We start from the raw sequence: 24,278 nt of genomic DNA on the forward strand, positions 1-24,278 counted from the left end.
CTCTGCTGGTACGTCTACTCGTACCTCAGGTACTGCGTCAGCCCTCTTCGGGAGCATCCGTTTCCTTGTCGGACGGCGTGTCGCCCTCCGAGGACTCGGACTTCGCGGCGGGGGCCGCACCCGGCTGGGGCTCGGCCACCGCGACCCGCGCGGGGCGGATCGTACGCTCGCCGATCCGGTACCCCGGCTGCAGGATCGCCACGCAGGTCGTCTCGGTGACGTCCGGCGCGTACGAGTGCATCAGGGCCTCGTGGATCGTCGGGTCGAAGGGCTCGCCCTCCTTGCCGAACTGCTGGAGGCCCATCTTGGCCGCGGCCGTCTCCAGCGATTCGGCCACCGACTTGAAGCCGCCGACCAGCTCGCCATGATCCCGCGCCCGGCCGATGTCGTCCAGGGTCGGGAGGAGCTCCGTCAGGAGGGACGCGACCGCGATCTCCTTGACGGCGATCCGGTCCCGCTCCACACGACGGCGGTAGTTCTGGTACTCCGCCTGGAGCCGCTGGAGGTCCGCGGTGCGCTCGTTGAGCGCGGTACGGGTCTGGTCCAGCTGCGCCAGGAGAGCCGCGTCCGCCGCCGGGGCGGACTGTGCTGCTGCGGAGTCCCCGGCCGGGGCCGCGGCCTCCTCCTCGGAGGAAGCCGCGGCCGTCGGCTCGACGGCGTCGTCAGGCGTGGCGCCGGCGGGGACTTCGGGCTTCTCCTCGAAGCCCGGCGTCTCCTCGGACATCAGGCCACGCCGCCCTTCGGCTTGTCCTCGTCGACGATCTCGGCGTCGACGACGTCGTCGTCCGCCTTCGCCTGGCCCGCGTCACCCGCGGCGCCGGCGGCACCCTGGGCGGCCTGGGCGTCGGCGTAGATGGCCTGGCCGAGCTTCTGGCTGACCGCGGCGAGCTTCTCGGTCGCGGTGCGGATCTCGGCCGCGTCCTCACCCTTGAGCTTGTCCTTCAGCTCGGTGATCGCGGTCTCGACCTCGGCCTTGACCTCGGCCGGAACCTTGTCCGCGTTCTCCGAGACGAACTTCTCCGTCTGGTAGACGAGAGCCTCGCCCTGGTTGCGGGACTCGGCGGCCTCCTTGCGGCGCAGGTCCTCGTCCGCGTACTGCTCCGCCTCCTGGCGCATGCGGTCGACCTCGTCCTTGCCGAGCGAAGAGCCGCCGGTGACGGTCATCTTCTGCTCCTTGCCCGTGCCGAGGTCCTTCGCGGTGACGTGCATGATGCCGTTCGCGTCGATGTCGAAGGAGACCTCGATCTGCGGGACGCCACGCGGGGCCGGCGGCAGGCCGGTCAGCTCGAACATGCCGAGCTTCTTGTTGTACGCCGCGATCTCGCGCTCACCCTGGTAGACCTGGATCTGCACGGACGGCTGGTTGTCCTCGGCCGTCGTGAAGATCTCCGACCGCTTGGTCGGGATCGTGGTGTTGCGCTCGATGAGCTTGGTCATGATCCCTCCCTTGGTCTCGATGCCGAGGGACAGCGGGGTCACGTCGAGGAGCAGGACGTCCTTGACCTCACCCTTGAGCACACCGGCCTGGAGGGTGGCGCCGATGGCGACGACCTCGTCCGGGTTGACGCCCTTGTTGGCGTCCTGACCGCCGGTGAGCTCCTTGACGAGCTCGGCGACGGCCGGCATACGGGTGGAGCCGCCGACCAGGACCACGTGGTCGATCTCGGACAGCTGGATGCCGGCGTCCTTGATGACGTTGTGGAACGGGGTCTTGCAGCGGTCGAGCAGGTCCGCGGTCAGCTGCTGGAACTGGGCACGCGTGAGCTTCTCGTCCAGGTGCAGCGGGCCCTCGGCGGACGCCGTGATGTAGGGCAGGTTGATCGAGGTCTCCGTGGAGGAGGACAGCTCGATCTTCGCCTTCTCGGCGGCCTCGCGCAGACGCTGGAGCGCCATCTTGTCCTTGGACAGGTCGACGCCGTGACCGTTGGCGAACTGCTTCACCAGGTAGTCGACGACGCGCTGGTCCCAGTCGTCGCCACCGAGGTGGTTGTCACCGTTAGTGGCCTTGACCTCGACGACGCCGTCACCGATCTCCAGGAGGGACACGTCGAACGTGCCGCCACCGAGGTCGAAGACGAGAATGGTCTGGTCGTCCTTGTCCAGGCCGTAGGCCAGCGCGGCGGCGGTCGGCTCGTTGACGATGCGCAGGACGTTCAGGCCCGCGATCTCACCGGCCTCCTTCGTCGCCTGGCGCTCGGAGTCGTTGAAGTAGGCCGGGACGGTGATGACCGCGTCCGTGACCTTCTCACCCAGGTAGGCCTCGGCGTCGCGCTTCAGCTTCTGCAGGATGAAGGCGCTCATCTGCTGCGGGTTGAAGTCCTTGCCATCCAGGTTGATCTTCCAGTCAGTGCCCATGTGGCGCTTGACGGAACGGATGGTGCGGTCCACGTTCGTGACCGCCTGGCGCTTGGCCACCTCGCCGACGAGGACCTCGCCGTTCTTGGCGAAGGCGACGACGGACGGCGTGGTCCTGGCGCCTTCGGCGTTGGTGATGACGGTGGGCTCGCCGCCTTCGAGAACGCTGACGACGGAGTTAGTGGTGCCCAGGTCGATGCCGACCGCACGTGCCATTTCAATTCCTCCAGCTGACTTGAGTGCAACGGACTCAACCATGCCGTATCGCTGCGCTTGCGTCAACAGAGCTGAGTCGGCTCGACTCAACTTTTATCGCGACCTTACGCGCACCCCATGCATCCCATTCAGCCTCGCCGGCGCTTGAGGCGTGGGGGTCCCCCCGGACGGAGTCTGGGGGAGGGTCTGGGGCGGAGCCCCAGCGGCGGCGCCGCACCCGAACGGGTCACCCCCGCCGCGCGCCACCCCAAGACCGCCGGAGGCGTACGGCACGGTGCTGGCATGCCTCTGCTGCTGCACCAGCTGCCGCACCTCCCCGTCCCGCGGCCGGCCAGGCCACAGGCCAAGCGGGTGCTGGACCTCCTCGGGGCGCTCGCGCTGCTCGGAGCACTCGCCGCGCCGCTGCTGCTGATCGCCGGGCTGCTGTACGCGACCCAGGGCGGACGGGCCTTCGTCCGGGAGCCGGCGGTAGGGCGGGGCGGGCGGCCGTTCCGGACCTGGCGACTGCGGACGGACGCGGGGGCGGGGCGGCTCGGGACGGCGGTGGAGCGGTGCGCCCTGGACGCGCTACCGCAGCTGATCAACGTGGTCCGAGGTGAGATGTCCCTGGTCGGGCCGCGCCCGGGGCCCTGTACGGACCGCCCCGAGAGGCTCTTCGTAAGGCCTGGGATGACCGGCTTGTGGCAAGTGAGCGCGCGCTCCGATCTCCCATGGGAGGAGATGGCGCTTTTGGACCGACACTATGTGGAGAGCCACTGGCTGGGGATGGATCTCGCGATCCTGGCCCAGACCCCTCGGGCGGCCTATCGGCATAGGCAAGCCTGAGCGACACAGATCACCGCGCGCTCAGCTACATTGCGGCGTCGGGAGTGGGTAACCTCAAGCCTTGACTCAATAAGTTACCGCTTAGTAAGTGCCGCCCGAGGAGCCCTCCCATGCAACTCGCCGCGATCATCGTGTCGCTGGTCATCACGGTGGTAGCCGTCGCGCTGTTCGGCCGTGCCATCGCGCAGATCTACCACTTCGTGCGCCTCGGCCAGCCAGTGCCCGCGGGCACGCGCACCGGCGACCCCACGCAGCGCACCATCACGCTGGCCAAGGAGTTCCTCGGCCACACCCGCATGAACCGCTGGGGCATCGTCGGGGTGGCGCACTGGTTCGTGGCGGTGGGCTTCTTCTCGCTGCTGCTGACCATCGTCAACGCCTTCGGTCAGCTCTTCCAGGCCGACTGGCTGATCCCGATCATCGGTGACTGGCTGCCGTACGAGATCTTCACCGAGTTCCTCGGCCTGATGACCGTGCTCGGCATCGGGACCCTGATCGTGATCCGGCAGCTGAGCCGGCCGGGCAAGGCGGGACGCAAGTCGCGCTTCGCGGGCTCCAAGACGGGCCAGGCGTACTTCGTCGAGGCCGTCATCCTGATCGTCGGCGTATGCATCATGACGCTGCGCGCGCTGGAGGGGGCCCAGCACGGCGTCGACGGCTGGGAGCCCAGCTTCTTCGCCTCGTACCCGCTGATCGCCGCCTTCGACGGGCTGAGCCTGAGCACGCTGCAGCACCTCACCTACTTCTTCGCGGCGCTCAAGATCGTCACGTCCTTCACCTGGATGATCACGGTCTCGCTCAACACCAACATGGGTGTCGCCTGGCACCGCTTCCTCGGCTTCCCGAACATCTGGTTCAAGCGCAACGCGGACGGCGCGGTCGCGCTCGGCGCGCTCCAGCCGATGACCAGCGGCGGCAAGGTGATCGACTTCGAGGATCCGGGCGAGGACGACGTCTTCGGCGTCTCCCAGGTCGAGCAGTTCTCCTGGAAGGGCATCCTCGACTTCTCCACCTGCACCGAGTGCGGTCGCTGCCAGTCGCAGTGCCCGGCCTGGAACACGGGCAAGCCGCTGTCGCCGAAGCTGCTGATCATGTCGCTGCGCGACCACGCGCACGCCAAGGCCCCGTACCTGCTGGCCGGTGGCGGCAAGGACATGGAGGGCAACGAGAAGGCGACAGCGGAGCAGCTCGCGGACGTCCCGGCGGCCGCCCTGGCCGAGGCCGAGCGCCCGCTGATCGGCACCGTCGAGGAGAACGGCGTCATCGACCCGGACGTGCTGTGGTCCTGCACGACCTGCGGTGCGTGTGTCGAGCAGTGCCCGGTGGACATCGAGCACATCGACCACATCGTCGACATGCGGCGCTACCAGGTGATGATCGAGAGCGCGTTCCCGTCCGAGGCGGGCACGATGCTCAAGAACCTGGAGAAGAAGGGCAACCCCTGGGGCCTCGCCAAGAAGCAGCGCGTGGAGTGGACGAAGGAGGTCGACTTCGAGGTCCCGATCATCGGGAAGGACGCGGAGGACCTCTCCGAGTTCGACTACCTGTACTGGGTCGGCTGCGCGGGCGCCTTGGAGGACCGGGCCAAGAAGACCACGAAGGCCTTCGCGGAGCTGCTGCACATGGCGGGCGTGAAGTTCGCGATCATGGGCGGCGACGAGAAGTGCACGGGCGACTCGCCGCGCCGCCTCGGCAATGAGCCGCTGTTCCAGCAGCTGGGCCAGGAGAACGTGGCCATGCTGAACATGGCGTTCGGCGAGGACGACGACGACCCGTCGACGAAGAAGCCGAAGTCGGCGAAGCGGATCGTCTCGACCTGCCCGCACTGCTTCAACACCATCGCGAACGAGTACCCGCAGCTGGGCGGCGAGTACGAGGTCATCCACCACACGCAGCTGCTCCAGCACCTGATCGACGAGGGCCGGCTGCTGCCGGTGACGCCGGTCGACGGGCTGATCACGTACCACGACCCGTGCTACCTGGGCCGGCACAACAAGGTCTACACGCCGCCGCGCGAGATCATGTCGGCCGTGCCGGGCCTGCGGCAGCAGGAGATGCACCGCCACAAGGAGCGGGGCTTCTGCTGTGGCGCGGGTGGCGCGCGGATGTGGATGGAGGAGCGGATCGGCAAGCGCATCAACAACGAGCGTGTCGATGAGGCGCTGTCCCTGAACCCGGACATCGTGTCGACGGCGTGCCCGTTCTGCCTGGTGATGCTGACCGACTCGGTGAACGGCAAGAAGAACGAGGGCCAGGCCAAGGAACACGTCCAGGTCGTGGACGTGGCGCAGCTGCTGCTGGAGTCGGTGAAGACCCCGGAGCCCACGGAGGCGGAGCTGGCGGCCGCCGCTGCTGCCGCAGAAGCGGAGGCGGCGGCGGCGGAGGCCGAGGCCGAGGCGGCGGCAGCTGCGGAGGCCAAGGCGAAGGCCGAGGCGGCGGAGGCGGAGGCCGTCGAGGCCGTCAAGGCCGAGCCTGAGGCGAAGACCGCGCCTGCGGCCGAGGCCGAGCCCGCGGTTGCGGCGGCGGAGCCCGCCGAGGCGGGGGCCGAGGCCAAGGCGGCACCTGCGGCCGAGCCGGAGGCGACGGCTGACGCGGAGCCCGAGGCCACGGCGGCGGAGCCCGCCGAGGCGGAACCCGAGGCCAAGCCGGAGGCATCGGCCGGCAGCGCGAAGTAGCCCGCACCACGACGGAACGGCCGGTACCCCGCCCAGGGGGACCGGCCGTTCCGCGTTTACGGCTCCGCGTTACTGCTCCGCGCAGCGGCCCGGCAGCGGCCCGGCAGCGGCCCGGCGGGGTCAGGGGCGGGAGCGGCGGAGGAGGGCGAAGCCCAGCCCGGCCGCGCCGACCGCCGCCATGCCACCGCAGGCGGCCACCAGCACCGCGCGTCGTTCTTCGGCGCGACACCCTCCGCGCCGGCCTTCACGCCGCCCTGCGGGACGACCCGCTTCGCACCGTCGGCCACGGCAGCCGTCGGCGCGGCCTTCTTCTTCGGTGCCTCCGTGTACGTCTCGATCAGCTTGCCGCTGCCGAACTCGTACACCCAGCTGTCGCCGCCGATCTTCCCGTCGATGACGACGAACGTCACGCGCTTCCCGTCAGGTCGATCCTCGCGAGCACGTTGCCGTTCGAGCCGTCGATCAGCTTCGCGATGCGCCCGTCGGGCATGGTGATCCGGACCGAGGACTCCGCCTCCAGCCACGAGGTCACGGTGCCGTTCGGCTGGCCGCCCTTCGCGACCGACCCGTCGGCCAGCTTCACGGCGGTGACGAAAGCCCGTACCAGTCCGATCGGCGGCGTGACCTGCGGGGTCGGGCCCGCCGACGTCGCGGGCGGAACGGTCGGAACCGTCGGGGAGTCGGCGAACGCGGACCCCACCGGGAGGGCGAGGACGGCGGCAGCGACCTTGGCGAAGCTACGCGTCTGATATCTCCGTATTCCATTGGCAAGGTAACGAACCCTCGCAGACTGCCCCGCAGCCGGGTAAACCCGACACCGCCCCGGAATGAGCGGTTCCCCCCTGCGGATCCCCTAGGGGATGTCACAGGTCAGCCGCAAAGGGCCCCGGTTCGGGCCGCCCGTCCACCGGGTCCCGCCGGACCAGGTACTTTCGATCACGTGGCTGGATTCAGGATCGGACGCGGCCGGGACAACAACCGCACCCCGCAACACCCCTCGCGGCAGCAGCCGTACGGTCAGCAGCAGCAACCGCCGCAGGCGCCGTACGGTCAGCAGCCCTACCCACCCGCCGGGTCTCCCCCGCAGCAGCAGTGGCCCCAGCAGGCCGCCGCCGGGGGGCACGGCGAGCCCGAGTACTTCGACCCGTACGGGCAGCAACCCCAGGCTCAGCCCCCGTACGGCCAGGGCAACGGCGGCGGCTCGTACGCGGACAACCCCGGCTACACCCAGGCCTTCGCCATCGGCGAGGACCCGTACGGCCAGGCCGCGACGTACCACGCGGGCGCCGCCTCCGCCCCGGCCGGCCCGATCGGGCCCCGGCTGCGCTGGAAGGAGCTCCTGCGCGGCCTCGTGATGCGGCCCGGGCCGACCTTCCTCCAGATGCGCGACTACGCCGTCTGGGGTCCGGCGCTGACCGTCACCTTCCTCTACGGCATGCTCGCGGTCTTCGGCTTCGACAAGGCCCGCGAGGACGCCATCAAGGCGACCCTCGCCCAGGCCGTCCCGATCGTCCTGTCCACCGGCGTGGCCTTCGTCATCTGCGGGCTGATCCTGGGCGCGGTCACGCACACCCTCGCCCGCCAGATGGGCGGAGACGGCTCGTGGCAGCCGACGGTCGGCCTGTCGATGCTGGTCATGTCCGTCACGGACGCGCCGCGGCTGCTCTTCGCGGTGTTCCTCGGCGGCGACAACATGGTCGTCCAGGTACTCGGCTGGGCCACCTGGCTGGCCGCCGGCGCCCTCTTCACCTCGCTGATCAGCAAGTCGCACGACCTGCCGTGGCCGAAGGCGCTCGGCGCCTCCGCGATCCAGCTGATCGCCCTGCTGTCGATCATCAAACTGGGCACCCTCTAGCACTGCGACGAGCCCCGCACGACACAAGCACGACACAAGAGGGGCCCACCACGCGACATCCGCGCGGCGGGCCCCTCCCTCACTTCTCGGCTCTCACGTCTCGGCTAGGCGTCGAGGACCTGACCCTCACGCTTCACCACGGGCGGCTCGACCGACCAGGGGAAGTTGATCCACTCGTCGGTCTTCTTCCACACGTACTCGCACTTCACGAGCGAGTGCGACTTCTCGTAGATGACGGCCGAGCGCACCTCGGCGACGTGGCCCAGGCAGAAGTCGTGGACGAGCTTGAGCGTCTTGCCCGTGTCGGCCACGTCATCGGCGATGAGGACCTTCTTGTCGGTGAAGTCGATCGCCTCGGGCACGGGTGCCAGCATGACCGGCATCTCCAACGTGGTCCCGACGCCCGTGTAGAACTCCACGTTCACCAGGTGGATGTTCTTGCAGTCGAGCGCGTAGGCCAGACCGCCGGCCACGAACACGCCGCCCCGGGCGATGCTCAGGATGATGTCGGGCTCGTAGCCGTCGTCGGCGATGGTCTGGGCCAGCTCGCGCACGGCGCGCCCGAAGCCCTGGTAGTCCAAGTTCTCGCGTACGTCGCTCATGCGTCGTGCCTCACCTGAGTACGGTGGAAGTTCTGGAAGGAGCGCGAGGCCGTCGGGCCGCGCTGGCCCTGGTACCGCGATCCGTACCGCTCGCTCCCGTACGGGAACTCCGCGGGCGAGCTGAGCCGGAACATGCACAGCTGCCCGATCTTCATGCCCGGCCAGAGCTTGATCGGCAGGGTGGCGAGGTTCGACAGCTCCAGGGTCACGTGACCGGAGAACCCGGGGTCGATGAACCCTGCGGTCGAGTGCGTCACCAGCCCCAGCCGGCCGAGGCTGGACTTCCCCTCCAGTCTGGAGGCGATGTCGTCGGGGAGCGAGATGACCTCGTACGTCGAGGCGAGCACGAACTCACCCGGGTGGAGGATGAACGCCTCGTCGCCGTCCGGCTCGACCATGCGGGTCAGGTCCGCCTGCTCGATCGCGGGATCGATGTGGGCGTACCGGTGGTTCTCGAACACCCGGAAAAACCGGTCGAGACGTACATCGATGCTGGAGGGCTGCACCATCGAATCCTCGAACGGGTCGATGCGAACCCGTCCGCTGTCGATCTCGGCCCGGATGTCTTTGTCAGAGAGAAGCACGCCCCGAGGATACGCAGAGCGCGCGAGCCACCCCCAATCGGAGCGGATCCCGCGCGCCTCGCCTCGCCTCGTCTCCGTCTACCGCTTCACGGCACCCACTGGCACGGCGTGCCGCAGCCGCGCGCAGCGCGGACAGCGCAGCAGCCGCCCCGGCCCGATCCGGCCGGCCCCGAGCCGCTGCAACGGAAACGAAGCGGTGCTGAATACGTGCCCCTCGGCACAACGGACGACGGTCTGCTCCATCGAGTCCCTTTCCCCTGCAAGCCGCACTACGACGAATCGCCACATTAGGGGATGATCAGGACCCACCCAAGCCGCCGCTCCGAAGCGGTACGTTACGCCCAACTCCCGCCCCCACGAGCCTTGCTGCACCCCACACACGACAACGACCCCGCGGTGAATTCACCCGGGGTCGATCATGAGGTAGAGTATGCAACGCTACGAATCCAGGAAACTGGAACGCTGCGCGGATGTAGTTTAATGGTAGAACATGAGCTTCCCAAGCTTATAGCGCGGGTTCGATTCCCGTCATCCGCTCCATGACAAAGCCCCAGGTCACAGACCTGGGGCTTGTTTTTGTTGTCCAGATCTCTCTGGGCCCTCATGTCATTCGCGTGCCACAAGTGCCCTCGTGGGGAGTCAGGTTGAGCCCCGGGCGCTACTCGATGTCGACTGGCTGCCGTCAGTCGCCTTTCACGGTGAGGCCGACGGGCGGGGTGGGGCGTCATCCGTGTGCCTCGCTTCGCAGTCGACATGATGCAGACCGTCGCTGTGCGTGTCAGCGTGATCCGAGAGGAATCCGTACCCCACGCATCAAGAGGAGTTGCCGTCATGGACGGTAGGCAGGACAAGCGTCAGCAGCCGGGCAAGGGCCGCGAGGCGCAGGAACACCATCGCCCCGGAGACCCCGCGCAGCCCCAGCCGGGCAAGTCGTCCCGCGAGAAGGGACAGAAGCCCGGCCAGAAGGAAACCTCGCGCCGCCGCGAGGACGACCTGCTGCGCGAAGAGGACCTGCACGACGAGGGGCTCTGACCAGAGCACCACTCGCCCAGAGCCCGGCCGGTCCACAGTCACTCCGGCCGGGCTCTGTTGCATCCCGCCCCATGCCGAAGGAGACCGGGCCGCCCGCCACGGTGGCACCGCGCTCTCGGCTCGGCCGCTGAGGATTCGGGGTCAGCCTGCCGCATCGGCGGCGCTGTCCTCGGGTTCGGGTGTGGTCGCGATGAGGATCTGAGCGGCCTCGGTGATGTTGTCGGCGCGGACGGCGCGGGCCATAGCTTCGCGGGCGGCGTCGGCTGTGGTGTCCGGGGGAACCACCAGCAGGGCGAAGTGGTCGTTGTGGCCGCGGGTGATGAGGACGGTGTCGTCGCCGACCGGGTCGGAGTCGAGGTGCACGACCTGGTCGTCGATGACCAGGCGGGTGGGGAGGCCGTTCCAGGCGGATGCGTCCACGCCGACCCGGGTGATGGGCCCGAGGTACTCGGTCAACGTGCTGATCAGCCCGGGCAGCTCGGTCTCGATGTCGCGCGTGCGGGGCCACCACGCGCCGTCCAGGAGCCCCTCCCGGGACTGCGTGGTCTCCAGCCGCAGCCAGGCTATGCCAGGTTTGAGCACCTGGTGGATCGCTTCCGGCAGGAGCAGTGGGGGCCTGTGGGGGGTGTCGGAGTCAGCCATGTGGGTCCGCCCGTCTACGGGGTGCGGCCGTGCCTCGCCGCAGGCCGGCACCGGTGCCGACCTGCGACGTACGCGAGCCCGCCGTCGTTTCACGGTACTCCCGCCGCCCGCACCGCTGCTCTCCACAGCGCCTCCGCCGGAAAATACCTGGTCACACCGGTCATCGCCCATCGAACAGGCGTACAGTGAAAGCACCGGAAGTACTTCGCGCACCCGCTTTCACGCGGGTGTCATTTCCGGCGATCGCCTAAAAACCGGACTGCCGACGGGCAGTCCGGGGGCAGGTCCGCATCATGACCACGACCCTCGGCCGGACCGCGCCCCGCGACCTCGCCGCAGAGCTCCCGGCACGCTTGTCCCTCACTCCGAAGACCACGCTCGTCGGCCGGCTGGACGGGGCCTGGTGGCCCTACTCCCGCGACCTCGAAGCCGAGCTCCCACCGCTCGCCGCCGCCCTGGAGGAACCCTGGGGCCGCGTCACCCGCGTCACCGTCAACCCCACCCGCTGGCCGGTCGTACCGCACACCGTGCCCGTGGACGGGCGCACGCTGCACGTGGGCTGGTTCACCGAGCAAGACCCCGACAAGCTGATCCTGCTCTCCTACACCGTGGGGCGCTGGGATCTCCTCGTCATCCCGCCCGAGACCGAGCCCGCCGCCGCGGCCCGACTGATGGCCGCCGCCGCGATCCCCGGCAGCGTCCTCACCGCCGAAGTCCTGATGGCCAACGAAGCCGCCATCGGGCGCGGCATCCGCGACGCCATGCGCCGGGAAGACACCTGGGAGGGCGAAGGCGGGGCCTGCATGTCCCCCTTCGGGAACCCGATGGACCGAAGCGCCCTCCCGCTGCCCGGAAACGGCTGGAGGTGAGCTCCATGGGGAGCCTCGTCCTCATCGCGGTGATCGCCCTCGCGATCGGCATCGGAATGCGCCTGATCCACCTGCTCAACGCCCAGCACGACGCCCGGATCGCGGCCCACCACTTCAGCGACCCCCTGCCGAGACCTCCCGGCCTGCCGGACGACACCAGTCGTCGAGCCCACCACACGGATGCCGACCGGTGAGGAACAGACCTTCCTCCGACCGGGGGCAGCGGGCGGGGCGCCACGGCGCCCCCACCCGCCGGCTTCTCACCCACCCCGAAGGGAACACGCCCACGTGAAGTACATCGAGACCCAGACACTGCCCTCGCTCGGACACGCCGAGGTGCGGATCATCGCGCACACGCCCGAAGCCGCCCGAGCGGTCGCGGAGGCGCTTCGCCACTGCTTCGCGGGCACGGAACAGCGCAGCTATCCCGGCCTCGACGGCGACACCCGCCTCCACCTCACCGTGGACACTGCAACACCCGCCGGCCCCGCTCGCTCCTGGCTGGCCGCCAGCAGGACGCCCGCTGGCACCGGCGCCCACTCCGACGAGACCTGAGAGCCCCGACGGGCCCCGGAGCCCACTCCCGCACACGAGAGGACGCGGTCATGGCGACACTGCACGAACGCAAGACCTACCGCGAACAGGTGCTCCGTGTCCTGTACGAAGCCGTCGAAGGCAACCGGCTCCTCGGCATCACCGGAGCACAGCTGCGGCGCGACCTCCACGTACCGGAACAGGACCTGGCCGCCGCCTGCACCTACCTGGCGGGCGAAGGCCTGATCACCGTCGACTGGGAACCGGGCAACACCCCCGCGATGGTCACCCTCACCCACGCGGGAATCCGGCGCATGGAGGCCGAGGAGGAAGAGCACAGCTGAAATCCCCTCGCACACGCGAACAGGGCCTGGCGCCTCCGTACCAGCGCTTCAGTTGCGCGCCCCCGGCACAGCAAGAAGGTTTCACGGCGTCATGCCGACGGGTGCGCGCCCCATCCGTGCCCTTGGGCGGAAGCGTCGCCACGGGCGCGCTACTGCCAGGGTTCTCACGGCGATAGGTGGCCTGTACCGCCGCGAAACACACTGGTGCCGGAGAAGCGCCAGGGGCATACCATGATGAATGGGTCGGTGCACTCTCACGTGCAGCGCCCGGAAGGGCGGCCCCGGCGTGTGAATGTGCCGGGGCCGTTGTATCACCCTCGTCGCGCCGCAGGGAGCGGGACATGATCCATTCAGCCGATATCCGCGAGTGGCGCGACTGCGACGTCGTCGACCCAAAAGGACACAGGATCGGCTCGCTGGAAGCGATCTACGTGCACACCGCTACCGACGAACCGGCCATGGCCACGGTCCTCACCGGCTTGCCCACCCGCCGGCGCCTGGTCTTCGTTCCTCTCGACGAGGCGATCGTGGGACCCGGCTACGTCAAGGTCGCGCACGCCAAGGCAGTCGTGAAGAAGGCCCCGGCCATCGGCACTGATGACATCCTGCCCGCCGAGCAGGAAGAAGCGATCTTCAAGCACTACGAGATGGCCTACCAGCCCGGCGCCCACGGCGAACGGAAGCTCGCGCGCCGCTGACCGCCCCGAGCCCCGTGCCAGAGGAGGTGTTCGCAATGGCGATCTTCCTGTTCCTGCTTCTCGTGGCCGTCATCCTGGGACTCATCGGCGCGGTGGTGGAGGGCATGCTCTATCTCCTGATCATCGCCATCCTGCTGGTCGTGGCCGACGTGGCCTTCATCGCCACACGACGGTTCCGACGCTCGCATCGCAGCCACCTTCGGTAGTACTCGCAGGGGCCTTCCACCCGTGCCCCATCCGTGCCCTTCGGAGGGGTGAACAGCGGCCGACAGGGGTACAGAGGCACCCTCGCTCCGCTCGGTGCCGGCAGCCGTGGCACGAGCTGATGCACGGCCGCGACCGCAGTCCTCTCCGGACGCCGGTCCCCCTGGGCTCGCTGGCGGCGGACGTCGGCGTCGATGTTGTCGGCGAGCGTGCGCTGGTGCGCCTTGGTGGAGTGCTGATAGATCAACTGGGCTCCCTCGGACGACTGGCCCGCGCGGACCATAAGGTCCTTCAGCTTGGCGCCCGTGTCGGCCGCGAGGATGTTGCCGGTATGGCGCAGGTCGTAAAAGCGGAACTCCTTCGGCATGCCGACCGCGTCACGGGCCTTGCGCCACTTGCGGCCGAAGGTGGTGCCACGCAGGGCCGCGCCCTTCTCCCCCACGAACACGAGGCCGTTCGGGCCGGGCTGGGCGAACCAGTCCAGGTGTCGGCGGACGTCGCGGAGGACGAAGCCGGGCAGCATGATCTACCGTTTGCCCGCCCGGGACTTGGGGTCGCCGATCACCCGGCGGCCGGTGTTCAGCTCGGGAGCCGCCCGTCGGACGCGGACGGATCCGGTGTCGAGGTCGATATCGCCGCGGCGCAGCTCGGCCCCGGTCTGGCCGGCGGGGGCTTCTCGAATGGGTGGGGTAGCAGGTCAGGCGCGGGCGGCTTCGTGGGCCAGGGCGCGGCGCATCAGAGTGAGCGCGACGTCCGGGGCGTCGTCGGTGCGGTCCAGGTAGACGTACACGCGCTGATCACTGTCATTGCTGCCGCGGCCATTCTTGAAGCGGGTGGCGGGGTGTCCGTGGAATCCGGTGACGTGATCGTGGGGGATGAGGATTTCGACGCGTCCGGATCCGTAGATCAGGTAGGCGGCATTACGGGTCTCGTCGCTCTTGTTGCTGATCGCTATGTACTGGTGCGGGTCGGTGTTGCCGGGGCGCGGGGTACGCAGGTCGGCAGTGACATGGCGGTCATCCAGGACCCGGCACAGCCATTCCCACGAGGTCAGGCAGGCGCCGGGGTTGGCGGCGGTCCGTTCGGCGACGGCCGCGAACAGGGCGGCTCGCTCGGAGATGCTCAGGTGCTGCATGGGGGTGGTTCCTTTCGGGGGTGGGCCTGCCGTTCGCCGGCAGAGCTCGAGTAAAACGGGTTCGGTGGTGTGGTTGGGTGGGGCCGGCGGCCGGGCGGTGGTTGGTGCACCGGCGGCCGCCCCGTCTTCACGGGCAGGTCTCATCCGTCTTGACGGTGTCGAACGTGACGCGAGTGGTCAGGTCGTACGTGCCCGCCTTGGGGGTCTGGCTGCACACCTTCCAGTTCCGGTCCAGGACCTGCATGCGACCGGCGCCGCTCGCGTCGGTGGAGTCGAGGAAGTAGAACCCGGCGGCTTGGGCGCCGTCCTGCGCGGCCTGGAGCTGCTGGCCGACGAAGTTCGGCAGGGTGCCGGTCGCCGGAGCGGGGGCCGGGGCCGGGGTGTCGGCGGGCTTGGGGGCGTCGGACGGCTTCGCTTCCGGCGCCGGCGCGGCGGCCGGGGTCGCTGTCACGGTGACGGTGGGGCCGGGGACGGTCTTGGTGACGGTGGCCGTGACGGTGGGTGCGGGCGTCGGGGTGCCGCTGTCGCCGGTCGCTGCGCCTATCAGGGCCAGCACGAACACGATGCCGAAGGCGCCGCCGCAGCCCACGCCGACCTTCTGGCCGGTGTTCCACGTCTTGAACTTTCCGACGGGGCCGGTCTGAGTCGGGGCAGGCTGGCCCCATGAGGGGGCTTGCGGCTGCGGGCCCGGGTAGCCGTAGGCGGGGCCGGGCTGCTGCTGGTTGGGGTCGTACGTCACGGGGTGGTGCTCCTTCTGGTTGGGTGGTGGTGCGGCCGCCGGTACTTCCTTTACCGGCGGCCGTCTGCGTGGGCGGGGTCAGTTGGCGCTAGCTCGAACGGGGTGGCGGGGGGCTGCGCGAGTCAGGGTTTGCGGCGGTACTCCACCGGCCACAGCCACAGGACGATTGCCGTGGACAGGGATCCGAGCGGCAGCAGGACTGCGGCCCAGGCGAATGCGTCTCCCGCGTCTTCGCCCCGGCATGCCTGCGTGTCGGCGAACAGGCCATCGCACTGGGTCAGGTCCGGTCCCTCGGCGGAGAACCCAACCACCAGGGCGATGATGGCTCCGACCAGGGTCACGCCGCTCAGCACGAGCCAGGGGATCACTTCGGCGGCTGCGATCGTCCAGGTGGCGCGGTAGGCGACGTAGGCGACGGGGCCGCCGTCGGACGTCCGGCGCACGTCGGTGGTCTGGTAGACGGATACGCCCGGCTTCGAGGCGTCAGATGTGGGTATGCCGGGGGACTCGTTCTCGGTCATGGTTTTCCTTCTCTTTCTGTTGCTGTTGAGGGCGTACGGGGTCAGCTGGTGCTGGCCAGCAGTCGCTGGGTCTCGTACGCCAGGGCGCGGCGGCCCAGTTCGATGGCGACGGCCGGGGCGTCTGGCGTGCGGCCGAGGTGTACGTGGACCTGCATGGTGGCGTTGTGGGTCTTGAACTCCACGGCCTGGTGCCCGTCGTAGTCGGCGGCCAGGGCTGCGGGCAGCCAGAGCTCTACCCGCGCGGACCCGAAGATCAGATAGACGACGCTGTTGGCCTTGGGCAGGGACGGCAGGATCCTCACGTACTGCTCCGCCTGCGTGGCGTCGGGGTTCTCCTTGCGGCGCAGCACGCTGACCTTGTCCGAGTCCGCAACGTTGCCCAGGTACTCCCAGGACAGGGTCACGGCCTCGGGGTTGGCCTCGATCCGCTCGGCGAACAGCCGCAGCAGTTCCGCGCGCTCGGCAAGAGGCATGTGGTGCATGGGTGTGCCTTTCTCAGGGCGGCACCGCCGGTCGTTCGCCGGCAAGAGCTCGAGTAACGGGTTTGTGGTGGTGGAGGCTGTCGGCCTTGCATGGGACCGCGCGGGGGCGTGTGTCACTGCCGGGCCGGGGTCATCCGGGCCAGGGCTGCGAGGACTGCGCCGTAGTCGGGGCTGGGGGCGTTATCTGCCCGCTCTACCCGCAGTCGCTGGGCGCGCCGGTCGGCGGCTTCACGACGGACCTCCGGAAGGTTACGCGCCGGCACTGGCGCGCTTTGCCACGGGTCTGCGGTACGGCGCAGAGCGGCCGCGACGCCACCCGCAGCAGTGACCACCCGTTCCACGACGGTGGAGACGATCCGGTACACGTAGCTCTTCTTATGCCGGTCGTTTCGCACCGCTCTTCGACAAGTCCGGCGATCTCGGCCTCCACCCCGATCTGGACGAGTGCCTGGTGAACGGCACCCACATCGTCATCATCGATCGGGCCCGGATCGCGCCGGCGTGGCGTGGGCTGGGGGGGTGTAGGGCGGCTGCTGATCAGCCACCTGCTCCGCTGGGTCGCCGGTCGGGCAGCGCTCGTGGCAACGCACCCCTACCCGATCGACATCCCCATCGGCGAACGGGATGACGAGGCAAGGGAGGCTCGCGAGAAGGCGCTTGTCCAGCGCTGCTGGCAGTCCTTGGGGTTCGCGCCATTTTCGTGAGGACGTGTGGGTGATGCAGCCACACCTTCGCGCTCATGAAGATGCAGTCAAGCGCCTGGAAGCAGCGTTCTCCCCATACCTCTGAGCCCAGGCTGCACCAACCGTGCTGCCGACGAGGGGCAATCAGTACGCGATGAACGAATTCACCCACCACAAAGCGGGGCAGCGGCTTGGCGTTCGGCAAGTCCTGCACTTGGAGACCCTGGAGTTCTCGGGCTGACGACCCATTGCCGGTTGCCGTCGCTGAAGCCCAGGTCCTGCTGGGCCGACGGTTGGGCGATGTTCACGATGATGGGGTTGGGGTCGGCGGAGCCCTGCCCGAGCGGGCGGGATACGACCGCGGCCGGGCGGTCATCGAGGTCTGCGGCTCGTCCCGCGTGGGGCGCCCGCCGCCGCCGCCGGGGCGAGGTGGATCATGCCCGCCGGGTTCTGGCGGGCAGCGTCTGCCTTAGGGGCGCAGGGCGTTCATGACGAAGTCGGCGATGGTGTCGGCGTACTCGTCGATGCGGTCGGGCGCGAGTGGTGCGGCGGTGAAGAGGCGTTCGGTCTGGGCACGGCTGGCGTACATCGCGCCGCCGCCGGAAGTGATCATGTAGAAGATGACTTCGGCAGGAACGGGACGGATCTCGCCGTGGTGGACGAGTTCGTCGCGGACCGGCAGGAAGCGTGCGACGACGGGGGCGGTGTAGGTGTCGGAGATGTAGTCGAGTCGCTCGCCGGGCTGGCCTCCTTCGATGTTCATCAGGCGCAGGAGTTCGGGGTGGTGGCCCGAGAAGCGCGCAAAGGTGCGGACGAAGGTACGCAGGCGGTCCCGCAGCGGCGCGGACTCGTCGTCGGAAGCGTAGAGCTCGGCGACCACGAGCCCGAAGCCCCAGTCGACCGCGGCCTTCCACAGGGCTTGCTTGGAGCCGAACCTCTGGTGGAGCAGGTTGTGGCTGACGCCCAGCTCCTCGGTGAGGGTGCGCAGCGACACGCCTTGGAACCCATGGGTGGCGAACGCGTGCAGCGCGGCCTGGAGCACCTCTTCCGCGGGGGCGGGGGCCTCGTCCTTGCGCGGGCGACCCCGGGTGCGTGCTGCCTTGACCATGGCTTCATCGTATGCACGTGATGGCTGGGTCCGGGAATTGCGGGCAGTCGTCATTCGATCTCGATCACGATCTTCCCCTTGGCGCGGCCGCTCTCGGAGTACTCATGGGCCTCGGCCATCGCGGACAGGGGGTAGGCGCGATCGATGACCGCCTGGACGGTGCCCTTCTCGGCCAGCTCGGCGAGCAGCTCAAGAGCCGCGCGGTCGGGGCGGAACAGGCTCCAGGCGTACGCGCGACGGTGGCGCTTTTGACTGCTTCGCTCCCGCAGGAAGATGCGGACGGCCTGGATTCCACCGCGCAGCAGGCCTTTGGCGTCGACCAGGCTCATCAGGGGATGGACGAGCGTGGCGTATCCGGTGCCGGGCCCGGGACGCAGGATGGAGATCATCTTGGCCTCTTCGGACTGGTCGGCCAGGCAGATCGCGAAGTCGTAGCGGTCCAGGTGCCGGCTGAAGTCCTGGGTGCGATAGTCGAAGACCTCGTTGGCGCCCAGGCGGCGGCACAGGTCGATGCCCTGCGGGCCGGCCGTGACGGCAACGTGGGCGCCGAGCGCCCTGCACACCTGGAGGGTGACGACGCCGGTGCCACCGGTGCCGCCCTGGAGGAAGACCCGTCGGCCTGTGGCGGCTTCGGCGCGGAAGCCCGCGTCGGTGAGCCCCGCCCACGCGGACAGGAACGCATAGGGCAGAGCGGCTGCTTCGGCGAAGGAGAGCGAGGCAGGTTTCCGTACGACTTCGGCAGCCTTGACCAGGCAGTACTGGGCGTAGGTGCCGTGGATGGACGGGCTTTTCGCACCGAACACCGCATCACCCGCCTGGAGTTCACTCACTCCGGGGCCGACAGCCACGACTTCGCCGGAAATATCGCTGCCGAGGATCTGCGGGAAGCCTCCGATGCCGCGAAGGCGCAGGAGGGCGCGGCCGTAGCCGCCGCGGCGCCGGCAGTCGATCGGATTGACCGAGGTGGCCCGCAGGCGTACCAGGACTTCGCCCTTGCCCGGCGGGCGCGGGACTGGCACGTCGGCGTATTCGAGGACGTCTTCGGCAGAGCCGAACCCGCTGATCCGTACCGCTTGCATCGCTCTCTTCATCTCTTCTTCCGTTCCTGGTTCAGTGCTTGCCGAAGTACATGAGCTCCCACAGGGCCGGTGCGTCCAGGCGCTCGGGAACCGTGCCGGGGGTGAGGTGTTCGACGCTGACCTGGCCGGTGAACCGCAGGTAGGCGCCGTTGAACCCGGCGACTGTGGCCAGCAGGCGCTTGGGTCCCTTGAGGGACTCGATCATTCGGTCCTGGACGATCGTGGACTGGCGGCGGAAGGTCACCCGGTAACGGTCACCGCCGGCCTGGGTGGCGTCGTAGTCGTAGACGCCGGTGTTGGCGACGGGCTTGCCGGTGACCGGGTCGATCTGCTCGTCACTCTTGGTGAAGCGGACCAGTGAGCCCTCGTCGGCGAGAATCTTGCCGTTCTTGGCGAGTACGAAGATCGGGACCTCGGCGGAGTCGAACTTCTTTGCCGCGGTGATGTACGAGGCGATCACCGTGTACGGGCCTGCTTCTGCGCGCATCCAGTACCAGTGGTGCATGAGGCGGGCCATGTCGGCGTCGCCCCAGTTGTGGTCGTGGTAGCCGGTGCCGGTCCGGGTCTCGGTGACGCCGTCGAGGGTCAGCGTCGCCTCCACCGTGCCCTGCGGTACGGACGGTAGCCAGGCGAAGTACTTCTGCTTGTCCCCGTCGCCGAAGAGGATGTGCCCGGTCTCGGGACGCCAGGCGGGGACCTGCCCGGTCAGGGTGACATCGGCGGTGATGCCGTCGAGGTCCACGTGAATGCGGTAGGTGTGCAGGTCGCCGGCGAAGGTGTTCTTCCCGATCCGCAGGTCGCACCGGTCGGTGGCGAAGGAGAAGTCGTCGGGGTGCGGCTTCGAGGTGTGCTCGATGCGGGTGCCGTCTGGCCGGTTGAGTTCGAAGGTGACGACCGGTGCCGCGGGCTGGTTGACGCCCTTGGCGCTGCGGAAGTCCTTGGCCATGAAGTTGATCACCAGGGTGGAGCCGTCGTCGAGGACGTAGTCGGAGTACCACCACTCGAAGGTGCCAGGGCCGCCCGGGGCGGAGAAGCCGTCCTCCCACTGGGCGATATCGCCCTTGGCCAGGCCGAGGCGCTGGTAATCGGCGGGCTTGTCCGCCATGCGGCACGGTCCGGTACGGGGCATGGTCTGCGCCTCACTGTCAGGCGACATGCGGCGTGCACGTCGATTACGGGTCCTCGGTCGGTCACCCCCGATCCCATTAATGGGCAACTGTCAATTAAAAGCAAGTCGGGACCACGGCCACCCTGAGCGAACGGCCACCGCCCGAGCCGGCGTCGCGATCGGCGAGGCCCGCACGCCGGAGGCCATCCCGCGGGCGCAGCCCTGTCGGGGCTACGCCAGGCCTCGCGGGAAACCCCGGGTCCTTGGTGGCGCCGCGCCTGGTCACCGACACCCTCGCCCGGCAGCATGAGCTCTCACGGCAGGCGCGTGCCCCAGTCGTGCCCTTAAGGGCAGTAAACAGCGGTCAAAATCGGCGCACAGAAGCTGTCCGGACGGGGGCCGTCCGGACGGAAAACAGCAGGTCAGAAGCCATGCGGCCCACCCGCGCGTCACAGATTCCCAAGCTAATAGCGCGGGTTGGATTCCCGTCATCCGCTCAATGACAAAGCCGCAGGTCACAGACCTGGGGCTTGTTTGTTGTCTAGCCCCTTCCAGGTGCCGCGCGCCACTTCCGTGCCACTTCCCGGCTCACGTCACCTATGACAACTATGAGAGTTACCTTACGCTGGAGGCCATGGAGACGAAGACGTATACAACCATCGACCTTCGCAAGGGGATGGGAGAGATCCTTGACCGGACCCGGATCGCCGGTGAGGCCGCGGCCATCACCCGCAAAGGGAAGACCGTCGCCTACCTGGTGCCTACCGAATGGTTCGAGCAAATGACCGGTCGGCAGCGGCCACACGAGGCCCAGCAGGACGCGGCCTGACCCTCCACTCCAAGGAGCCCGAACCATGCCCGCCCATGCACTCCACTTTGAGCAGTACGAGGGGGAACCCCGGCGGTTGCCGCCCATGCCCGAACGAACCCCCCAGGCGCTCCGGTTGGCAATCCAAGAGCACGCTCCGCACCTCCTCCCAGACTTCGAAGCCCACTGGAAGCGCGTCATCGGCAACGCCTTCAGCGTCACCCCGGTGCCTGCCTTCATGCGCCTGTGGTGGACCCAGTACGCCATAGCGCGAGATCCCGTCCTCGACTCCCATATGCGCGATCTCGAAGCTCGCGCCGCCAAGTCCGAAGACCCCGGTGAGTCCTTGCGGCTCCTGGAGGAATACAGCCGTCTTCGGCACGAAGCCGGCGAGAGGGAGCCCGGCGAGTGAACGACGAACCACCCCGGCCACCCTGGCAGATGGACTGGACGAAGCAGGCACAGCATGCCTTCCAGAACATGCCCGCCGAAGGCAGCGACCTGATCATGAGTGCCCGCGCGGAGCTGGTCACGGCCGAGGACCCGTATTTCCGGGGAATCGACGCCGATGCCGCGCTTCCGCATTGGATGACCGTCCGGCCGCTCGCCTCCACCAATCCCGGCGGCCCCCACATCGTGGACCTGGCCGGCGGACGCGGCTGGCTCATCTACACCTTCATACGCCGCCACGCCGAACCACAGATCGTTGTCACCGAAGCCTTTTGGGCCTGATCCGGCATCACCGCAGCGCCTGAACCACGGGTGCCATCCGCTCTGGTGCTTCTACTGGAGGCCGTGCCACAACGTGCCAGTCGGACCGGTATCGAGCGGTCAACAGCGGTTTCCCAAGGGGCGCACACATGACGCCGTCACAGAACGATTCCCCAGGTCAGTGGCTACGCGAACCCTCAAGTGCCGGGTGATTCCCAAGCTTATAGCGCGGGTTCGATTCCCGTCATCCGCTCTTGAACGAACGCCCAGGTCTGTGACCTGGGCCTTCTTCGTTGTCTAGACCTGCTCACGAGTCCCGGACCACTTGCCACCACTTGGCCCCTGCTGGGCCTGCTCGGCGGCCTTCTGCCGAGCAGGCCTGCATCGCGCGGCGGCTACGACCGGGTGCCGGTGCGCTCCGACAAGCGGGTGGACAGCACCTGGCCCAGCGCCAGCACGCTCAGGCCGAACATCAGGATGCCCAGGGGGACATGGAGCGACGGCATGTGCGCGATGCCCAGCACCACCTGCACCGAAGCGAGCACGAGGAAGCCGGACGCGTACAGGATGGGGCGGGGTGACCCGCCGCCCGGCCGCCACGCCAGGATCGCGGCGAGCACGTACAGCATCGACGCGCCGTACATCACCTTCGATCCGGCGTCGTGCAGTACGTAGCCGTGGGGCGAGGACAGCAGCATTCCGGCGGTGACCGCCTGGAAGAAGAGGGCCAACGTCTGCATGGCTATCGCGACCTGCGGGAACGTGACTCTGCCCTGTACTGCCGTCGTCTGTGTGGCCATGACCCGGTCCCCTCTTCTGCCTCGCGGCGGTGGATCAGTAGTGTCTCGGTGGTCCGACGACGCAGCTCCTCGAAATGTGAGGCGAAGCGCCGACCTCACACTCCGGTGCGGTGTTTCGTCGAAGTGTCGAGAGCGGAATCGGACGAGAAGAACCAAGGAGCGGTCGCAACCATGAGCACCCCATCCGAGCCAGGGCACGAACGGTCCGAGCCGGGCCTGAGCGCTGTCGTCGACGAGCGGCGCCAGCTGATCAATCTCGCCTACCGGCTGCTCGGTTCGCTGGCCGAGGCCGAGGACGCCGTGCAGGAGACCTACACCCGCTGGTACGCGATGTCGCGCCAACGGCAGGAGGCCATCGAGTCTCCCGGTGCCTGGCTGACGACGGTGGCCAGCCGCATCTGCCTGGACATGCTCGGCTCGGCGCGGGCCCGGCGCGAGCGCTACGTCGGCGCATGGATACCCGAGCCGCTGCCCGACCGTACGGAGTGGTTCAGCGGACCGGCGAGCGGCGGCAGGACCGAGCCGGCCGACCCCGCCGACCGGGTCACCCTGGACGAGTCGGTGAACATGGCCTTCCTCGTCGTGCTGGAGTCGATGACGCCGGCCGAACGCGTGGCGTTCATCCTGCACGACGTCTTCCGGTATCCCTTCGCCGAAGTCGCCGAGATCGTCGGCCGGACGCCCGCGGCCTGCCGGCAGCTGGCGTCCTCGGCCCGTCGGCGTATCGGCGCCGCGCAGGCTCCGGCGGCTGCGACGGCCGGGCAGGCCGGTCTGGTGCGGGATTTCAAGGAGGCGTGGGAGGCCAAGGACATCAAGGCCCTCATCGACCTCCTCGACCCCGGCGCCACGATGACCGCCGACGGCGGCGGCATGGTCGGCACCGTCCTGCGCCCGGTCGAGGGCAGCGAGCGCATCGCCCAGTACCTGATCCACATCGCCGACAAAGCCCCTGGGCTGACGCTCCTCGAGCGGACGGTCAACGGCCAGCCCGGCCTGGTCGCCCAGCACGCCGGCGTCACCGTCACCGTGGCGGCATTCAGCCTCACCGGCGGCCGCATCACTCGCATCTGGGCGGTCCGCAACCCGGAGAAACTCCGTCCGTGGACCGAGAACGGACAGAGCTGACCCGGCGCCATGAATTCGGTGACGCACCACAGGTCTGGCTCGGGTCCTCCCTCGCCTTCACCACTCAGGCCCGTCGACCGGACCTGGCCCCACAAGCACCCCTGACACGCGGCCGCGCCCGGCTGATCGCGGGTACGGGCCCGGCTGGGTCCGGGCCTGCGTCCCGTGCGTCACCTCCGTCGAGCAGCTCCGCTTGGGGTCCGCTTGCGGGAGCAATTCCAGGCGACAGCGGCCCTACCGGCGGCGCAATTCGCAGGCGTTCCGGGCGACTCACACTCCTCCTGAGGCACCAACATGAGGGGCGTGCCCCAACCGTGCCCTTAGGGGCGGTCAACAGCGGTCAGAACCGGAGCACGGATAGGCCCCGATAGAAGCCCAGCAGGGCCGATTTTCGCAGGTCAGGAGCCATGCGAGAACGTTCCGCGCATAGATTCCCAAGCTTATAGCGCGGGTTCGATTCCCGTCATCCGCTCTTGAAAGAAGGCCCAGGTCAACGACCTGGGCCTTCTTCATTGTCTAGACCTCTCGGGCCTCGCCGCGCCCT

General features: G+C 68.7%; 28 protein-coding genes, 1 tRNA gene and 1 pseudogene. 14 read left to right on the forward strand and 16 right to left on the reverse strand.

Annotation, left to right across the window (positions count from 1 at the left end):
• Positions 1 to 37 precede the first annotated feature (37 nt).
• Together grpE and dnaK are read right to left on the reverse strand one after the other, a co-directional pair.
• Positions 38 to 724 carry a nucleotide exchange factor GrpE gene (gene grpE, locus MTF65_RS13920; protein WP_243628975.1) on the reverse strand — a complete coding sequence of 229 codons (687 nt, stop codon included), beginning with the start codon at positions 722 to 724 and terminating at the stop codon, positions 38 to 40.
• Positions 724 to 2,571 carry a molecular chaperone DnaK gene (gene dnaK, locus MTF65_RS13925; RefSeq protein ID WP_243628976.1) on the reverse strand — a complete coding sequence of 616 codons (1,848 nt, stop codon included), beginning with the start codon at positions 2,569 to 2,571 and terminating at the stop codon, positions 724 to 726. The genes grpE and dnaK overlap by 1 nt, the downstream gene beginning before the upstream one ends.
• A 282-nt stretch (positions 2,572 to 2,853) precedes the next feature.
• Here dnaK and MTF65_RS13930 point away from each other — a divergent pair, with 282 nt between their 5' ends.
• Both MTF65_RS13930 and MTF65_RS13935 read left to right on the forward strand, forming a co-directional pair.
• On the forward strand, positions 2,854 to 3,396 hold the full coding sequence (locus MTF65_RS13930) for a sugar transferase (protein WP_243628977.1): 543 nt from the start codon (positions 2,854 to 2,856) through the stop codon (positions 3,394 to 3,396).
• Between the two features lie 110 nt (positions 3,397 to 3,506).
• Positions 3,507 to 6,071 carry a (Fe-S)-binding protein gene (locus MTF65_RS13935; protein WP_243628978.1) on the forward strand — a complete coding sequence of 855 codons (2,565 nt, stop codon included), beginning with the start codon at positions 3,507 to 3,509 and terminating at the stop codon, positions 6,069 to 6,071.
• Positions 6,072 to 6,127: 56 nt separating this feature from the next.
• Here MTF65_RS13935 and MTF65_RS13940 read toward each other — a convergent pair whose 3' ends face one another.
• Positions 6,128 to 6,481 (reverse strand): hypothetical protein, encoded by a 354-nt coding sequence (locus tag MTF65_RS13940; RefSeq protein ID WP_243628979.1) that lies wholly within the window; start codon positions 6,479 to 6,481, stop codon positions 6,128 to 6,130.
• Complete coding sequence (locus tag MTF65_RS13945; protein ID WP_243628980.1) at positions 6,478 to 6,771, reverse strand: hypothetical protein; 294 nt, start codon at positions 6,769 to 6,771, stop codon at positions 6,478 to 6,480. The genes MTF65_RS13940 and MTF65_RS13945 overlap by 4 nt, the downstream gene beginning before the upstream one ends.
• Before the next feature lie 240 nt (positions 6,772 to 7,011).
• Here MTF65_RS13945 and MTF65_RS13950 point away from each other — a divergent pair, with 240 nt between their 5' ends.
• Positions 7,012 to 7,926 carry a Yip1 family protein gene (locus MTF65_RS13950; RefSeq protein ID WP_243628981.1) on the forward strand — a complete coding sequence of 305 codons (915 nt, stop codon included), beginning with the start codon at positions 7,012 to 7,014 and terminating at the stop codon, positions 7,924 to 7,926.
• A gap of 104 nt (positions 7,927 to 8,030) precedes the next feature.
• Here MTF65_RS13950 and MTF65_RS13955 read toward each other — a convergent pair whose 3' ends face one another.
• Together MTF65_RS13955 and dcd are read right to left on the reverse strand one after the other, a co-directional pair.
• A complete protein-coding gene (locus tag MTF65_RS13955; RefSeq protein ID WP_243628982.1) occupies positions 8,031 to 8,528 on the reverse strand; it encodes a phosphoribosyltransferase in 498 nt (165 codons plus the stop codon).
• Positions 8,525 to 9,112, reverse strand: coding sequence for a dCTP deaminase (dcd, locus tag MTF65_RS13960; protein WP_243628983.1), 588 nt, complete (start codon positions 9,110 to 9,112; stop codon positions 8,525 to 8,527). Before dcd ends, MTF65_RS13955 begins: the two co-directional genes overlap by 4 nt.
• Before the next feature lie 466 nt (positions 9,113 to 9,578).
• Between dcd and MTF65_RS13965 the strand changes: the two genes are divergently transcribed.
• A tRNA-Gly gene (locus MTF65_RS13965) sits at positions 9,579 to 9,652 on the forward strand.
• Positions 9,653 to 9,943: 291 nt separating this feature from the next.
• Positions 9,944 to 10,144 carry a hypothetical protein gene (locus tag MTF65_RS13970; protein ID WP_243628984.1) on the forward strand — a complete coding sequence of 67 codons (201 nt, stop codon included), beginning with the start codon at positions 9,944 to 9,946 and terminating at the stop codon, positions 10,142 to 10,144.
• A gap of 141 nt (positions 10,145 to 10,285) precedes the next feature.
• Here the strand turns inward: MTF65_RS13970 and MTF65_RS13975 are convergent, their stop codons facing one another.
• The gene (locus MTF65_RS13975) at positions 10,286 to 10,786 is read right to left on the reverse strand and encodes a DUF5994 family protein (protein ID WP_243628985.1); all 501 of its coding nucleotides are present in this window, start codon (positions 10,784 to 10,786) and stop codon (positions 10,286 to 10,288) included.
• Positions 10,787 to 11,079: 293 nt separating this feature from the next.
• Between MTF65_RS13975 and MTF65_RS13980 the strand changes: the two genes are divergently transcribed.
• The 5 genes from MTF65_RS13980 (at position 11,080) to MTF65_RS14000 (ending at position 13,231) form a co-directional block, all read left to right on the forward strand.
• The gene (locus tag MTF65_RS13980; protein ID WP_243628986.1) at positions 11,080 to 11,655 is read left to right on the forward strand and encodes a DUF5994 family protein; all 576 of its coding nucleotides are present in this window, start codon (positions 11,080 to 11,082) and stop codon (positions 11,653 to 11,655) included.
• A gap of 5 nt (positions 11,656 to 11,660) precedes the next feature.
• Entirely contained in the window at positions 11,661 to 11,849 is a 189-nt protein-coding gene (locus MTF65_RS13985) for a hypothetical protein (protein WP_243628987.1), read from the forward strand.
• 94 nt (positions 11,850 to 11,943) lie between these two features.
• Positions 11,944 to 12,210 (forward strand): hypothetical protein, encoded by a 267-nt coding sequence (locus tag MTF65_RS13990; protein WP_243628988.1) that lies wholly within the window; start codon positions 11,944 to 11,946, stop codon positions 12,208 to 12,210.
• 50 nt (positions 12,211 to 12,260) lie between these two features.
• On the forward strand, positions 12,261 to 12,533 hold the full coding sequence (locus MTF65_RS13995) for a hypothetical protein (RefSeq protein ID WP_243628989.1): 273 nt from the start codon (positions 12,261 to 12,263) through the stop codon (positions 12,531 to 12,533).
• Positions 12,534 to 12,874: 341 nt separating this feature from the next.
• Positions 12,875 to 13,231, forward strand: a complete 357-nt coding sequence (locus MTF65_RS14000; protein WP_243628990.1) for a PRC-barrel domain-containing protein — start codon at positions 12,875 to 12,877, stop codon at positions 13,229 to 13,231.
• A 361-nt stretch (positions 13,232 to 13,592) separates the two neighbouring features.
• On the opposite strand, the pseudogene MTF65_RS14005 reads toward MTF65_RS14000, so the two are convergent.
• From MTF65_RS14005 to MTF65_RS14040, 8 genes and pseudogenes are all read right to left on the reverse strand, one after another.
• A pseudogene (locus tag MTF65_RS14005) lies at positions 13,593 to 14,087 on the reverse strand (tyrosine-type recombinase/integrase); the annotation flags it as partial.
• 45 nt (positions 14,088 to 14,132) lie between these two features.
• On the reverse strand, positions 14,133 to 14,570 hold the full coding sequence (locus MTF65_RS14010) for a hypothetical protein (protein ID WP_243628991.1): 438 nt from the start codon (positions 14,568 to 14,570) through the stop codon (positions 14,133 to 14,135).
• A gap of 127 nt (positions 14,571 to 14,697) precedes the next feature.
• Positions 14,698 to 15,309, reverse strand: coding sequence for a hypothetical protein (locus MTF65_RS14015; RefSeq protein ID WP_243629076.1), 612 nt, complete (start codon positions 15,307 to 15,309; stop codon positions 14,698 to 14,700).
• A 122-nt stretch (positions 15,310 to 15,431) separates the two neighbouring features.
• A complete protein-coding gene (locus MTF65_RS14020; RefSeq protein WP_243628992.1) occupies positions 15,432 to 15,830 on the reverse strand; it encodes a hypothetical protein in 399 nt (132 codons plus the stop codon).
• Positions 15,831 to 15,871: 41 nt separating this feature from the next.
• Entirely contained in the window at positions 15,872 to 16,312 is a 441-nt protein-coding gene (locus tag MTF65_RS14025; protein WP_243628993.1) for a hypothetical protein, read from the reverse strand.
• Between the two features lie 1,152 nt (positions 16,313 to 17,464).
• Positions 17,465 to 18,103, reverse strand: coding sequence for a TetR/AcrR family transcriptional regulator (locus MTF65_RS14030; RefSeq protein ID WP_243628994.1), 639 nt, complete (start codon positions 18,101 to 18,103; stop codon positions 17,465 to 17,467).
• Positions 18,104 to 18,153: 50 nt separating this feature from the next.
• On the reverse strand, positions 18,154 to 19,194 hold the full coding sequence (locus tag MTF65_RS14035) for a zinc-binding dehydrogenase (RefSeq protein ID WP_243628995.1): 1,041 nt from the start codon (positions 19,192 to 19,194) through the stop codon (positions 18,154 to 18,156).
• 19 nt (positions 19,195 to 19,213) lie between these two features.
• Positions 19,214 to 20,311: a hydroxyneurosporene dehydrogenase gene (locus MTF65_RS14040; protein WP_243628996.1), complete on the reverse strand. Its 1,098-nt coding sequence runs from the start codon at positions 20,309 to 20,311 to the stop codon at positions 19,214 to 19,216.
• Positions 20,312 to 20,924: 613 nt separating this feature from the next.
• Here MTF65_RS14040 and MTF65_RS14045 point away from each other — a divergent pair.
• Genes MTF65_RS14045 through MTF65_RS14055 form a run of 3 tightly spaced genes read left to right on the forward strand, consistent with a single transcriptional unit; the run spans position 20,925 to position 21,830 of the window.
• Positions 20,925 to 21,119, forward strand: a complete 195-nt coding sequence (locus MTF65_RS14045) for a type II toxin-antitoxin system Phd/YefM family antitoxin (protein ID WP_243628997.1) — start codon at positions 20,925 to 20,927, stop codon at positions 21,117 to 21,119.
• Between the two features lie 25 nt (positions 21,120 to 21,144).
• Positions 21,145 to 21,510: a hypothetical protein gene (locus tag MTF65_RS14050; RefSeq protein ID WP_243628998.1), complete on the forward strand. Its 366-nt coding sequence runs from the start codon at positions 21,145 to 21,147 to the stop codon at positions 21,508 to 21,510.
• Positions 21,507 to 21,830, forward strand: a complete 324-nt coding sequence (locus tag MTF65_RS14055) for a hypothetical protein (RefSeq protein ID WP_243628999.1) — start codon at positions 21,507 to 21,509, stop codon at positions 21,828 to 21,830. Before MTF65_RS14050 ends, MTF65_RS14055 begins: the two co-directional genes overlap by 4 nt.
• Positions 21,831 to 22,204: 374 nt before the next feature.
• Here the strand turns inward: MTF65_RS14055 and MTF65_RS14060 are convergent, their stop codons facing one another.
• The gene (locus MTF65_RS14060) at positions 22,205 to 22,609 is read right to left on the reverse strand and encodes a hypothetical protein (protein WP_243629000.1); all 405 of its coding nucleotides are present in this window, start codon (positions 22,607 to 22,609) and stop codon (positions 22,205 to 22,207) included.
• Positions 22,610 to 22,780: 171 nt separating this feature from the next.
• Here MTF65_RS14060 and sigJ point away from each other — a divergent pair, with 171 nt between their 5' ends.
• On the forward strand, positions 22,781 to 23,734 hold the full coding sequence (gene sigJ, locus MTF65_RS14065; RefSeq protein ID WP_243629001.1) for an RNA polymerase sigma factor SigJ: 954 nt from the start codon (positions 22,781 to 22,783) through the stop codon (positions 23,732 to 23,734).
• Positions 23,735 to 24,278: the final 544 nt, after the last annotated feature.

Source organism: Streptomyces sp. APSN-46.1 (genome assembly GCF_022815725.1).
Classification (GTDB): domain Bacteria; phylum Actinomycetota; class Actinomycetes; order Streptomycetales; family Streptomycetaceae; genus Streptomyces.